Genomic DNA, 13,116 nt, shown 5'->3' on the forward strand with positions numbered 1-13,116 from the left:
CTAATATAATGAAAAAAAGAATTTACAGCACGCGTCTAGCTTGTACAAATGAAAAGTACCAGTATTTTTCGGCTATAGAAGAAATCATAACACCTCTGCTGCTAGAAGCATGTATAAATTCCACATTACCAGTTCTTACACTTGTGACTATACCAACGTGATTTACTTTTCGGCTATTTTTACTCGTAGCAAAAAATACGAGGTCACCAACTCTTACTTCTTTTAAGTCTACCCAATCTCCTGTGCTTTTTAATCCAGAGGTTGTTCTTGGTAAATTAATGTTGTGCTTGCTAAAACTGGTGTAAATTAAGCCAGAGCAATCCATGCCTTTTTTAGTGGTACCACCATATTTGTAGCGCGTGCCATCAAAGGTTTTAGCATATTCTACAATAGATGCGGCATCTTTAGATACATTTTCTGTACGTTTAGCTTTTACAGTATGGGTTTGTTTTTTCTTAGTAACAACCGTTTTTTTAGATTTGCAACTAGTAACAATTAAAAGTAGTAGGATAAGCGGAATTAGCTTTTTCATTTAGGACGATTTTAGTCTTCTTTAGTTCTTATAGAATCATAAATTAACTTCGCAGTTTTTGCACTAGCACCTTGTCCACCAAGTTTCTTTTCTAATTCATAATAATCTAAGAAAAGTTCTTCACGTCTATTGGTATCTAAAATAGCGGTTAATTCTTTTTTTAGTTGTTCTTTATTTAAATCGCCTTGTATTAATTCTGTTACCACTTCGCGATCCATTATTAAATTCACTAAGGAAATGTATTTTAATGTTATAATGCGTTTTGCAATTTGATAAGAAATAGCATTTGCTTTATAACAAACCACTTGAGGAACTTTAAATAAAGCTGTTTCTAAAGTAGCAGTACCAGAAGTAACCAATGCTGCGGTAGAAATACTTAATAAATCATAGGTTTTATTAGATATAAATTTTATGTTTTTCTTTTTGATAAAAGGTTTATAAAACTCAAAATCTTGACTTGGTGCACCTGCAATGACGAACTGATAATCTTTAAAATCGTCTACCAAGCTTAACATAACACCAAGCATTTTAGTGATTTCTTGTTTCCTACTGCCAGGCAATAGTGCAATTATAGATTCATTACTTAAGTTGTGCTCTTTTCTAAAAGATTGCTCATCTACAGGTGGTCGTTCTGCAATAGCATCAATTAATGGATGGCCAACAAAATGAACATCGTAATCATACTTTTGGTAAAATTCCTTTTCAAAAGGAAGAATACAATACATGGCATCTACATGTTGTTTAATTTTTTCTACTCTACTTGCTCTAGAAGCCCAAACTTGTGGCGAAATATAATAGTGCGTTTTAAAGTTTTGTGCTTTTGCCCATTTGGCTATTCTTAGATTAAACCCTGAATTATCAATAAAAATAATGACATCTGGTTGAAATTTTTCAATATCAGTTTTACAGAATTTAATATGACCTAAAACTTTTCTAAGGTTTAAAATCACTTCAGCAAAACCCATAAACTGACGTTCCTTGTAATGCATTACCATTTCGCCACCAACATGCTGCATAAGGTCGCCTCCCCAAAATCTAATGTTTGCTTGTTGATCTTGTTTAAACAAAGCCTTCATAAGATTAGAACCATGTAAATCACCAGAGGCTTCTCCAGAAATGATGTAATATTTCATGTCTAATAATTCTGTTTTACGGATTCAATTTCCAAGTGTTTAATTTCTGAATGGTATGGTGTGCCGTTAAATCAAAATGAACAGGGACTACAGAAACATAACCATGTTCTAGAGCCCACTCGTCAGTATCTTCACCTTGGTCCATGTTTACAAATTTTCCGGTTAACCAATAATAATCGCGACCCATTGGGTTAGTTCGTTTATCAAATTCTTCTTTCCAATTGGCTCTTGCTTGGCGACAAATTTTAATACCTTTTATAGCTTTTTCTTCCAAATTAGGAAGATTTACATTTAAAACAACACCATCTGGTAAACCGTTTTCTAAAACTTGCCTAGTTATAGTTTCAACAAAACGCCTACAATGATCAAAATTTGCATTCCAGTTAAAATCTAGTAGCGAAAAACCGATAGCAGGAATACCTTCTATGCCAGCTTCTAATGCAGCACTCATTGTGCCAGAGTAAATTACATTAATAGAAGAATTTGATCCATGGTTAATACCAGAAACGCAAATGTCTGGACGTCTCTCTAGAATTTCATTTACAGCCATTTTTACACAATCTGCAGGTGTGCCAGAGCAACTATATTCTGGTTGCTTTCCATCAATAGTTATCTTCTCTAAGTGCAAAGTAGAATTAATGGTTATAGCATGCCCCATAGCACTTTGAGGACTGTCTGGAGCGACTACTACGACGTCTCCAATAGTATTCATTACAGAAATTAAGGTTCTTATTCCTGGCGCTGTAATACCATCATCGTTAGTAACTAAAATTAAAGGCCGTTGAGACATTTGGTTTAAATGATTTATATGAAATGTAAAAGTAATAAAAAAGGGTTTGTTCTGTTTGTAATTGTTGCTTTAACAAAAAATTAGTGTCATGTTTTTTTATGGCACGGTTTTTTCTTCTATTTTAGTGAAATATTCAGTGCCTACTTAAAAAGAGTTTTAAGAAAAGTGAATTTTGCTATAAGAGAGGAGTGTTCTATTGAAGCAATAAGGTGTATGGCAAAAACATTTTACCAAATTAAAAATAAAAAAGAATGAAAGGGAATTATAAATTTTTACTACTTGCATTGTTAATCGCATTTGCCTCATGTAGTTTTACCAGTAAAAAGTTTGATGATCCAGATAAGGACAAATTATTAATACAATTAATTACCTATCTTTTAGACCAAGGTCATTTTGATCCAAAAGATATTAATGATGATTTTTCATCCAACGTTTTTGATGCTTATTTAGATAACTTAGACCCATTTAAACGTTATTTCTATGCTTCAGATATTAAAGAATTTGAGGCGTATAAAAATAGTATAGATGATGAAATTAAGGCTTACGATTTGTCATTCTTTAATCTTACACACGATCGTTTGCTACAACGTATTGCAGAATCTAAAGAAGTCTACAATAAGATATTAAGCAAGCCTTTTGATTTTTCAATCAATGAAGAATACTCAGCAGATTATGATGATTTAGCATATGTGAATAATAAGAAAGAAATGAATGAGCGTTGGAGATTGCAATTAAAGTTTTCTACAATTGCTAATTACGACGATGCTCTTTCACAACAAGATTCTGAAAATAGAGAGATAAAAACCAATAAGTCTAAAAAAGAGATAGAGGCAGAAGCTAGAGAAGTAACTAAAAAATCTCTAGATGAGCTTTACGATTACATTGAAGATAGAAGAAGAGAAGATTGGTTCTCAGTATACATTAACGCTATTGTAGAAGAGTTTGATCCACATACATTTTATTTTGCGCCAGAAGATAAAGAGCGTTTTGATAGAGATATCTCTGGAAAATTTGAAGGCATTGGAGCTAGACTTCAGAAAAAGGTCGATGGCATTATGGTAAACGAAATTATAAGTGGAGGACCAGCATGGAGAGCAAACGAGTTAGAAGTTGGTGATCAAATTCTAAAAGTAAAACAAGAAGACGAAGAAGAAGCATTAAACGTGGTTGGTATGCGTTTAGATGATGCTATTAAGTTTATTAAAGGACCAAAAGGCACTGTAGTAACCTTAACATTAAAGAAAGTAGATGGTACCATTAAAGATATTTCAATTAAAAGAGATATCGTTGAGCTAGAAGAAACTTATGCTAAATCTTCTATTGTTGAAAAGGAAGGAAAGAAATTTGGCCTTATCAACCTACCAAAGTTTTATATCAATTTTGAAGACTATAACAAACGAAATGCAGCTTCAGATATTAAGCAAGAAATTATAAGATTAAAAAAAGAAGGCGTAGAAGGGCTTGTAATGGATTTACGTAATAATGGTGGCGGTTCTTTACAAACTGTAGTTGATATTGCAGGTTTGTTTATTGAAGAAGGACCAGTTGTGCAAGTAAGAGAAACAGGTAGTCCTAAAGAGGTATTGAGTGATAAAGATAAATCTATAGTTTGGGATGGTCCATTAGTAATTTTAGTAAATGAATTGTCTGCCTCGGCTTCAGAAATATTGGCTGCAGCTATGCAAGATTATAAAAGAGCAATTGTGATAGGAAGTAAGCAGACTTACGGAAAAGGAACTGTGCAAACCGTTTTTGATCTCAATCGTATGGTAAGAAATAACACCAATGGAGATATGGGAGCATTAAAGTTTACCACTCAAAAATTTTATAGAATTAATGGAGGGTCTACACAATTAGAAGGCGTGAAGAGTGATGTTGTTGTTCCGGATCGTTATAGTTATATAGATATAGGGGAAAAGGATCAAAACAACCCATTACCTTGGGATAAAATAGATGCAGCTGATTATGAAGAATGGCAAAATTATTTTGATTATGAAGCAACAATAAATAAAAGTAAAGCTCGTATGGCGGCAAATGAGCAGCTAAAATTAATTGATGCTAATGCACAATGGGTTAAGAAAATTAGAGATCGTGAAACGTATTCTTTAAACTATGAAGATTACAAAAAAGAAATGGAAATAAATGAAGAAGAAGCCAAACGTTTCTCTAAGCTTTCTGAGTATAAAACAAACTTAACTTTTAATTCTTTACCCTACGAATTAAAATTAATGGATAAAGACACTATTTTAAAAGAAAAACGTAACCGTTGGCATTTAAGTTTAGCAAAAGATGTATATGTAGAAGAAGCTGTAAATGTGTTACACGACTTAAATATTGCCCATGGCATTAAACGTACAATGGTTAATTCTGTTAAGAATTAATAGTTTATGAGTAAGCAGAAAAATGCTTTGTCAAAATTGGCGCTTCAAAAGTTTAAAAAGAACTTTTGGGGCGTTTTTAGTTTAGGAATTATTTTTTGTATTGGTTTAATTTCAATTTTCGCCTATTTGTTTGCACCTGATGCCTCCAAGAATGCAAATCAGATGCATTTATCTATTCATTCTAAAGCACCAGGATTTAAAGTGGAAATATTAAAGATGCCTTCAGATATTCCATCAAATCAAAACTTTTTATCAAAATTATTCTTCGGAAAAAATAATACAGACACTGAAATTCCTATACAATCCTATGAGGTAAATGAGAATATACTAACTTATGTAGAATATGCATCAGATGGATTAAAAGGGTTACATAAACAAATTAAAATATCCAAGTTTCCTAATTCTAATTATAAAGAATTTATAGACACAAGAACCTTTGTTTTTGGTACCGACAAATATGGAAGAGATTATTTAAGTCGTGTTTTAATTGGTTCTAGAATTTCATTCTTTATAGGTTTTATAGCTGTGTTAATTTCATTAATTGTTGGCCTTTTATTTGGTAGTTTAGCCGGATATTATGGTGGAAAAATAGATGCTGTTATCATGTGGATAATTAATATAACTTGGTCTATTCCTACATTATTGTTAGTTATAGCTATCACAATAGCCCTAGGAAAAGGCTTTTGGCAAGTTTTTATAGCAGTAGGCTTAACCATGTGGGTAGAAGTGGCTAGAGTTGTGCGAGGACAAATTATTAGTGCTAAGCAGATGCAATATGTAACAGCAGCAAAAGCCTTAGGTTACAATGATTACAGAATCATTACAAAACACATTTTACCTAATATATTTGGCCCATTAATTGTAATTTCTGCAGCTAATTTTGCAGCAGCCATTTTAATAGAAAGCGGTTTAAGTTTTTTAGGTATTGGTGCGCAACCACCAATGGCTAGTTGGGGCGCAATGATAAAAGACCATTACAACTATATTATCTTGGGTAAGCCTTACTTAGCTTTAATTCCAGGTCTTTGTATTATGTTATTGGTAATGGCTTTTATGTTGGTTGGTAATGCCCTTAGAGATGCTTTGGATGTAAAAACTTAATGAGATTTAAGTTGCTCAATCTCGTTATTAGTTGCTTCAATGAACCCTAAAACCTCTTCTTGTCCAATAGTTTTTGAAGATGATGTTATAAAATAAGGCGGTAGTTCTTCCCAGAATTTAAGTAGTTCTTGGCAGTACTCCGCTACGTGGCGCTCAATAGCCTGAGGTTTTAGTTTATCTGCTTTAGTAAAAATGATACCAAATGGAATCTCATTTTCGCCTAAATACTGCATAAATTCTAAATCTATAGGTTGAGGTTTGTGTCTAATATCAACTAAAACAAAAGCAGAAACGAGTTGCTTTCTTTGTTCAAAATAATTAGTAATAAATTTCTGAAATTTCTTTTTTGAAGATTTAGAAACACGTGCATAACCGTAACCAGGTAAATCTACCAAATACCAATTTTTATTGATTAAAAAGTGGTTAATAAGTTGCGTTTTTCCTGGTCGTCCCGAGGTTTTAGCTAAACTCTTTCGGTCAGTAAGCATGTTAATCAGTGAAGATTTTCCAACATTACTTCTGCCAATAAAGGCATATTCTGGTAGTAGGTTTTTAGGACACTTTTCTACCTCAGAATTACTTACTACAAATTCAGCTGATTTTACTCTCATCTCAAACTTCCCACGAAAGTAGGCGTCTCTTTATATTATACTTTAAGGTAATTCTGTTTTACGCAATAAAGTGCAAATTTATTTTAATAGGCTTTTATTTCTACAACAGTATTTCCTTTCTCTTGGCAAGGATTAATGCTAAGATTAAAATCCACGTTTTTCTAACCATCCATTCAAAATAGTATTAAATTTTTCGGGATGTTCCATCATTGCAGCGTGGCCACATTTATCAATCCAGAATAATTCAGAATCTGGCAATAATTCATCAAACTCCACTGCAACTTCAGGTGGTGTAACACTATCATTTTTACCCCAAATGATACAAACAGGAATGTTCATATTAGGTAAATCTTTTGCCATGTTGTGTCTAATTGCACTTTTAGCAATGGCTAAAGTTTTAATAAGTTTGTTGCGGTCATTTACTGTTTCGTAGACTTCATCAACAATTTCTTTTGTGGCTACAGCTGGGTCATAAAAAACGTCTTGTGCTTTCTTTTTTATAACTTCGTAATCACTTCTTTTAGTGTAACCACCGCCCATTGCGCTCTCGTATAATCCAGAACTTCCGGTAATAATAAGAGCTTTAACTTTTTCAGGGTTTAGTTTTGTATAGTATAGTCCAATATGTCCGCCAAGTGAATTTCCGAGTAAAATAACTTTGTCTAATCCTTTATATTCAATAAATGATTTTAGGTAATTAGCGAAGCTTTTTACGTTGGTTTTTAGTAAAGACATCGTGTAAATGGGTAACTCTGGTATAATTACTTTATAGCCTTGTGAGCTAAAGTGCTTAGTAACAGCGTCAAAGTTACTGAGTCCTCCCATAAGTCCGTGTAACACTATAATTGGTGTACCTTCTCCTACTTCAATATATCTATAATCCTTTTCTTTTTTTAAAAGGTGTGCCATGTATAAGTTAGCCTTGTGTATTTAAAACAAATATAACTAAATCCTTTAGAATATAAATAATATACGAAAATTATAAGTCATTTTTTTAAATGGAAAACATCAAATCAGTTGTTAATAATTACCACTTTTTAAATGCTGCTTTAATATAGGATTTTATTGGTGTTGAAACGAAAAAATACTGGTTTTATGTAAAACTTATCAACAAATGTGGTAGAATGTGGTAAAATGTGGTGAATTTTTCAATATCTTTGATTCTTAATCGTTAAAGTGGTAAACGAAACCTTTTGAATTCATTTATAGGAACATACGAATGTAAAGCTGATGCCAAAGGAAGGCTAATGATTCCTGCTGTGCTCAAAAAGCAGTTGTCGTCGGCTTTGCAAGATGGTTTTGTTCTAAAGCGTGCGGTTTTTCAGCCATGTTTAGAATTGTATCCAATGTCTGAATGGAATAAAATGATGGAGAAGATTAACAAACTAAACCGCTTTAAGAAAAAGAACAATGATTTTATTAGGCGGTTTACTGCTGGAGTTAAAATTGTTGAGGTAGATAGTACAGGGCGATTATTAATTCCGAAAGATTTAATCAGTTTTTCCGGAATTAGCAAACAAGTCGTTTTGGCTTCTGCTGTTAATATTTTAGAGATTTGGGATAAAGATAAATACGAACAAGCTATTGATGATGCGGCTTCAGATTTTGCTGATTTAGCCGAAGAGGTAATGGGACAAGACGATGAAGAAAATGGAGTATCATAATGCAGTTTTACTTAAAGAAACCGTAGATGGTTTAGCAATTAAGCCAGATGGCGTTTATGTCGATGTTACGTTTGGTGGTGGAGGACATAGTCGTGAAATTTTATCGCGTTTAGGGCCAAACGGAAAATTATACGCTTTTGACCAAGATAAAGATGCTCTTGAGAACAAGATTGATGATGAAAGGTTTGTATTAATCAATGAGAATTTTAGATACATCAAACGATTTTTAAGATTTTATGGTGTAAAAGAGGTTGATGGTGTTTTAGCTGATTTTGGGGTGTCATCGCATCAATTTGATGTCGCAGAGCGTGGCTTTTCTACAAGATTCGAGGCAGATTTAGATATGCGAATGAATCAAGATAATCAGCTTTCGGCTTTTGAGGTTATTAATGATTATGACGAAGAGCAAATAAAAGCAGTGCTTTTGCAATATGGTGAATTAAGACAGGCACCTGCTATGGCAAGAGTAATTGTTGAGGCGAGAAAACAAGGGGTAATTAAAACCAGTGAACAGTTAAAAACGGTTTTAAAGAAATTTCTAAATCATCAAAAAGAGAATAAAGTCTTGGCGCAGATTTATCAAGCAATAAGGATTGAAGTAAATCAAGAAATTGAGGTGCTAAAAGAATTGTTGCTTCAAATGCCAGAAATATTAAAGCCAGAGGGTCGCTTAAGTTTTATATCCTACCATTCTTTAGAAGATAGGTTGGTGAAACGATTCATTAGAAACGGTCTTTTTGAAGGCGAACCAGAGCGTGATGTGTTTGGGAATTTTGAAGTGCCTCTTGAAAGGGTTGGTAAATTAATTACACCTTCAAAAGAAGAAATAAAAATAAATAATAGAGCAAGAAGTGCCAAGCTTCGTGTAGCTAAAAAGCTATAAAAGTTTCGGCTAGTTTAAATGGTATTATTGAGGGGACTGTTGATTGAAATAAATCCTGCTAAGTTGAAAAAGCTTAGCAGGAATTTCAGAGAATTAACAAAATAAGAATACCTCTAAAAATAATATAGGCATATTAAAGTATAATAAAATGAGATTACTGCTTTTGGGAGCGCTGAAATGAGAAAAAATATATACCACATACTCAGAGGGAAATTTCTAATCAGTGATGATTCGTTTAAAAATTGGCGTATCATCATTTTAATTTCTGTCTTAGCTATAATAATGATTGCTAGTTCTCATAAGGCCGACCAGAAGGTTTATGAGATTGCAAAATTAACCAATGAGGTAAAAGAATTACGCTCTGCATTTGTAGATAAAAGAGGAAAGCTAATGCAGCTTAAAAAAGAATCTTTTGTAGAAGTTGAAATGAAAAAAAAAGGAATTGGGATATCCTTAAACCCACCAACAAAAATAATAGTTAAGTCGCAACAAGAAAAAGAATAAACAAGCTTTGGCAATAACAGAGAAAAACATATTACACAGATTGTATTTCGTGGCAGGCTGCTTGCTTGTGTTTGCGATTGCTGTGGTGTTTAAACTTGTGAATATCCAATTTGTTCAGGGTGATAAATATAGGGCACTTGCAGAAAAAAGAACGCTAGAGGATTTTGATATTCCTGCAAATCGTGGCAATGTGTATTCTGCTGATGGTAGTTTGTTGGCGACTTCTATTCCTAAATATGATATTAGAATAGATGCTATCCAAGCAAAATCAGCCACTTTTGAAAAGTATATTGGTGCTTTAGCAGATTCGCTTCATGCGTATAAGGGTAAGCCAGCCTCTTATTACAAGAATATCATCAGAAAAGCACGAAAAAATAAAAATAGATATTTTCTTTTAGCTCGAAATATTAGCTATTCAGATTATATAAGAATGCGAAATTTTCCGCTTTTAAATCTTGGTGCCATTAAAGGTGGTTTAATTGTAGAGCAAACTACTAGGAGAGAGCATCCAATGGGCGGAGTGGCATCACGAACTATAGGTTACGAGCGATTTGATGAAGATGGAAATGTAAGTAGGCCAGGTATCGACGGTGCTTTTGGTGTAAAATATTTAAGAGGAACAAACGGTAAACGTCGTAAACAAAAAATAGGTAATGGCCAATGGAAACCAATTGCAGATTTCGACCAAGTGGAGCCAAAAGATGGTTATGATGTGTACACTACTATAGATGTTAATATTCAAGATATAGCGCATCATTCGTTATTAAAACAATTAGAATTATATGAAGCTGAACATGGTTGCGTAGTTGTAATGGATGTTAAAACTGGCGAAGTTAAAGCCATTGCTAATTTGGCTAAAACCTCAAAAGGTACGTATTACGAAAAACGAAATTATGCTGTTTATGAAGCACACGAGCCAGGTTCTACATTTAAAGTTATGGCTCTAATGGCTGCTTTAGAGGATAAAGTGATTGATACGTCAACAGTTGTAGATACTAAAAATGGTAGAAAGAAATTTTACGGTCGTTATATTACGGATTCTGGCATTGGATTTGGTGAAATTTCTGCGGCTCGTGCATTGGAGGTGTCTTCTAATATTGGTTTGGCAACAATTATAGATGACAATTATGCGAAGCAGCCACAAAAATTTATAGATCATTTAAAAGGTTGGAAACTTAATGATTCTCTCGATATTTCAATAATCGGCGAAGGTATTCCGGATATTCCAGAACCAGGAGCGGCTAACTGGAGTAGAAATGCATTGCCTTCTATTGCTTATGGTTATAACCTTACAATTACACCATTACAAACATTAACGTTTTATAACGCAATTGCAAATGATGGCGAAATGATAAAGCCGCGTTTTATTAAATCGGTTAAGTCATTTGATAAGGATATTGAGGTGTTTGAAAAAGAAGTTATCATAGATAAAATATGTTCAGATAAAACCTTATCTGAGGTTCAAGATATATTGAAAAACGTGGTCATTCGTGGTACAGGTCAGCGTATGTACTCTAAAACATTTTCTATGGCAGGCAAAACCGGAACCGCAAGAACGGATTACGCTGACTTAGAAAAATGGTACAAAGACAAAAAATATGTGTCGTCTTTTGCGGGCTATTTTCCTGCAGATAACCCAAAGTATTCTTGTATTGTAGTGATACACAAACCAAGTACAAAAGTGGGTTATTATGGAGCAGATGTTTCAGGACCTGTTTTTAAAAGAATTGCTCAAAAGATTTATACAGATACACCAATTATAGACGAGGTTGAAGCACTCGATTTCAAAAATAAGTTGGTTGAAAACGATTTTGAAAATTATTTTGATAAGGCTCAAAAATATAGAGAATTAATGCCTAATGTTATTGGTATGCCAGCAATGGATGCAATTGCGTTATTAGAAAACTTACCTGTAGATATTAGAGTGAAATTAACAGGAAGTGGCATCGTAAAGAAGCAATCTGTAGAGAAACATCAAAAATTAAAGTCTAACCAAACTGTCATTTTAGAAGCATCATGATGGTATTAAAAGACATATTATACAAGGTTACCATAAACGCAGTGGTTGGTAGTACAAGCATTACGGTTAGTAAAATAGAATTCGATTCGCGTCAAATAAAAACTAACGATGTTTTTGTAGCTATTTCTGGGACTATTACAGACGGTCATAATTACATAGAGAAAGCGATTAAAGATGGTGCAACAGCTATTATTTGTGAAGCGTTACCAGAACATCTTCAAGATGATATAACATATATAGAAGTAGAAAACTCTAATCAGGCGTTGGCTTTTATGGCTAACAATTATTATGGTCAACCATCCGAAAATTTAAAACTAGTTGGTGTTACAGGAACCAATGGTAAGACAACCGTATCTAGTTTATTGTATCAGCTATTAAAAAAAGCAGGTTATAAAGTTGGGTTATTATCTACGGTAAAAATTATGGTAGATAATACCATGTATAAGGCAACGCATACCACACCAGATTCTTTAACTATCAACAAGTATTTGAAGATGATGAATGATGAAGGTGTAGAGTTTTGCTTCATGGAAGTGAGTTCACACGGTATTCATCAAAGCAGAACTGAAGGTTTAAAGTTTGAAGGTGGCATTTTCACAAACCTCTCTCATGACCATTTAGATTATCACGAAACGTTTGCGGAATACAGAGATGTTAAGAAAAAATTCTTTGACCAATTACCAAAAGAGGCATTTGCTTTGTCAAATATTGATGATAAGAATGGTTTGGTAATGTTTCAAAATACACAAGCTAAAAAATACACCTACGCTTTAAAAAACTATGCCGATTACAGAGCTCAGATATTAGAAAATGAATTCAGTGGTCTGTTATTAAAGTTAAATGATAGCGAATTATGGACACGTTTAATAGGAAGTTTTAATGCGTATAATATTCTGGCGATTTACGGAACTGCTGAACTATTAGGCTTAGAAAAAGATGAAATTTTAAGATTGATTAGTGAGCTTGAAAACGTAGCAGGACGCTTTCAATATTTTATTTCAGACGAAAAAATTACCGCCATTGTAGATTACGCACACACACCAGACGCTTTAATAAACGTATTGCAAACCATAAACGATATCAGAACTAAAAACGAAGAACTGATTACGGTTGTTGGCTGTGGAGGCGATAGAGATAAAACCAAACGTCCAAAAATGGCGCATATCGCTTCAGCGTTGAGTACAAAAGCCATTTTTACTAGCGATAATCCACGTGGCGAAGTACCAGAAACCATTATAGAAGATATGGAAAAAGGGGTTGAGCCTCAAAATTTCAAAAAGACATTGTCTATAACTGATAGAAAACAAGCCATTAAAACAGCTTGCCAAATGGCAGGACCAAAAGATATTATTCTAATTGCCGGAAAAGGCCATGAGAATTACCAAGAAATTAAAGGTGAACGTTTTGATTTTGATGATTATAAAATCGTTCAAGAGTATTTAAAACAATTACAGAAATAATAGAAAAGTCAGAATTTCGATATAAGAATTACGAATT

General features: G+C 33.3%; 12 protein-coding genes. 7 read left to right on the top strand and 5 right to left on the bottom strand.

The features are described 5' to 3' along the window. Positions 1–22 precede the first annotated feature (22 nt). The 3 genes from GN138_RS10340 to surE are packed head-to-tail and all read right to left on the bottom strand — an operon-like array spanning position 23 to position 2,455. Complete coding sequence (locus GN138_RS10340; protein ID WP_157363790.1) at positions 23–532, bottom strand: C40 family peptidase; 510 nt, start codon at positions 530–532, stop codon at positions 23–25. Between the two features lie 11 nt (positions 533–543). Next, positions 544–1,665 (bottom strand): lipid-A-disaccharide synthase, encoded by a 1,122-nt coding sequence (gene lpxB / locus GN138_RS10345; RefSeq protein ID WP_157363792.1) that lies wholly within the window; start codon positions 1,663–1,665, stop codon positions 544–546. Between the two features lie 16 nt (positions 1,666–1,681). Continuing rightward, positions 1,682–2,455, bottom strand: a complete 774-nt coding sequence (surE, locus tag GN138_RS10350; RefSeq protein WP_157363794.1) for a 5'/3'-nucleotidase SurE — start codon at positions 2,453–2,455, stop codon at positions 1,682–1,684. A 251-nt stretch (positions 2,456–2,706) separates the two neighbouring features. Here surE and GN138_RS10355 point away from each other — a divergent pair, with 251 nt between their 5' ends. Both GN138_RS10355 and GN138_RS10360 read left to right on the top strand, forming a co-directional pair. After that, the gene (locus GN138_RS10355; protein ID WP_157363796.1) at positions 2,707–4,836 is read left to right on the top strand and encodes a carboxy terminal-processing peptidase; all 2,130 of its coding nucleotides are present in this window, start codon (positions 2,707–2,709) and stop codon (positions 4,834–4,836) included. Positions 4,837–4,842: 6 nt separating this feature from the next. Continuing rightward, positions 4,843–5,937, top strand: coding sequence for an ABC transporter permease (locus tag GN138_RS10360; RefSeq protein WP_157363798.1), 1,095 nt, complete (start codon positions 4,843–4,845; stop codon positions 5,935–5,937). On the opposite strand, the gene yihA is transcribed toward GN138_RS10360, so the two are convergent. Further along, positions 5,934–6,548: a ribosome biogenesis GTP-binding protein YihA/YsxC gene (gene yihA, locus GN138_RS10365; RefSeq protein ID WP_157363801.1), complete on the bottom strand. Its 615-nt coding sequence runs from the start codon at positions 6,546–6,548 to the stop codon at positions 5,934–5,936. The genes GN138_RS10360 and yihA overlap by 4 nt on opposite strands. 144 nt (positions 6,549–6,692) lie before the next feature. After that, positions 6,693–7,457, bottom strand: a complete 765-nt coding sequence (locus tag GN138_RS10370; protein ID WP_157363803.1) for an alpha/beta fold hydrolase — start codon at positions 7,455–7,457, stop codon at positions 6,693–6,695. A 284-nt stretch (positions 7,458–7,741) separates the two neighbouring features. Between GN138_RS10370 and mraZ the strand changes: the two genes are divergently transcribed. From mraZ to GN138_RS10395, 5 genes are all read left to right on the top strand, one after another. Continuing rightward, positions 7,742–8,212, top strand: a complete 471-nt coding sequence (gene mraZ, locus GN138_RS10375; protein ID WP_157363805.1) for a division/cell wall cluster transcriptional repressor MraZ — start codon at positions 7,742–7,744, stop codon at positions 8,210–8,212. Then, positions 8,199–9,095: a 16S rRNA (cytosine(1402)-N(4))-methyltransferase RsmH gene (gene rsmH / locus GN138_RS10380; RefSeq protein WP_157363807.1), complete on the top strand. Its 897-nt coding sequence runs from the start codon at positions 8,199–8,201 to the stop codon at positions 9,093–9,095. Before mraZ ends, rsmH begins: the two co-directional genes overlap by 14 nt. 177 nt (positions 9,096–9,272) lie before the next feature. Continuing rightward, a complete protein-coding gene (locus tag GN138_RS10385; RefSeq protein WP_157363809.1) occupies positions 9,273–9,599 on the top strand; it encodes an FtsL-like putative cell division protein in 327 nt (108 codons plus the stop codon). A gap of 7 nt (positions 9,600–9,606) precedes the next feature. Next, positions 9,607–11,619 carry a penicillin-binding protein gene (locus GN138_RS10390; RefSeq protein WP_197429340.1) on the top strand — a complete coding sequence of 671 codons (2,013 nt, stop codon included), beginning with the start codon at positions 9,607–9,609 and terminating at the stop codon, positions 11,617–11,619. Further along, complete coding sequence (locus GN138_RS10395) at positions 11,616–13,079, top strand: UDP-N-acetylmuramoyl-L-alanyl-D-glutamate--2,6-diaminopimelate ligase (RefSeq protein WP_157363811.1); 1,464 nt, start codon at positions 11,616–11,618, stop codon at positions 13,077–13,079. The genes GN138_RS10390 and GN138_RS10395 overlap by 4 nt, the downstream gene beginning before the upstream one ends. Positions 13,080–13,116 lie beyond the last annotated feature (37 nt).

Origin of the sequence: Winogradskyella endarachnes (genome assembly GCF_009741275.1) — a bacterium.
GTDB classification, from domain to species: Bacteria; Bacteroidota; Bacteroidia; order Flavobacteriales; family Flavobacteriaceae; genus Winogradskyella; species Winogradskyella endarachnes.

Coding starts and splice junctions, on each gene's coding strand:
- GN138_RS10340 (WP_157363790.1), bottom strand. CDS start 532: ATGAAAAAGCTAATTCCGCTTATCCTACTACTTTTAATTGTTACTAGT.
- lpxB (WP_157363792.1), bottom strand. CDS start 1,665: ATGAAATATTACATCATTTCTGGAGAAGCCTCTGGTGATTTACATGGT.
- surE (WP_157363794.1), bottom strand. CDS start 2,455: ATGTCTCAACGGCCTTTAATTTTAGTTACTAACGATGATGGTATTACA.
- GN138_RS10355 (WP_157363796.1), top strand. CDS start 2,707: ATGAAAGGGAATTATAAATTTTTACTACTTGCATTGTTAATCGCATTT.
- GN138_RS10360 (WP_157363798.1), top strand. CDS start 4,843: ATGAGTAAGCAGAAAAATGCTTTGTCAAAATTGGCGCTTCAAAAGTTT.
- yihA (WP_157363801.1), bottom strand. CDS start 6,548: ATGAGAGTAAAATCAGCTGAATTTGTAGTAAGTAATTCTGAGGTAGAA.
- GN138_RS10370 (WP_157363803.1), bottom strand. CDS start 7,457: ATGGCACACCTTTTAAAAAAAGAAAAGGATTATAGATATATTGAAGTA.
- rsmH (WP_157363807.1), top strand. CDS start 8,199: ATGGAGTATCATAATGCAGTTTTACTTAAAGAAACCGTAGATGGTTTA.
- GN138_RS10385 (WP_157363809.1), top strand. CDS start 9,273: ATGAGAAAAAATATATACCACATACTCAGAGGGAAATTTCTAATCAGT.
- GN138_RS10395 (WP_157363811.1), top strand. CDS start 11,616: ATGATGGTATTAAAAGACATATTATACAAGGTTACCATAAACGCAGTG.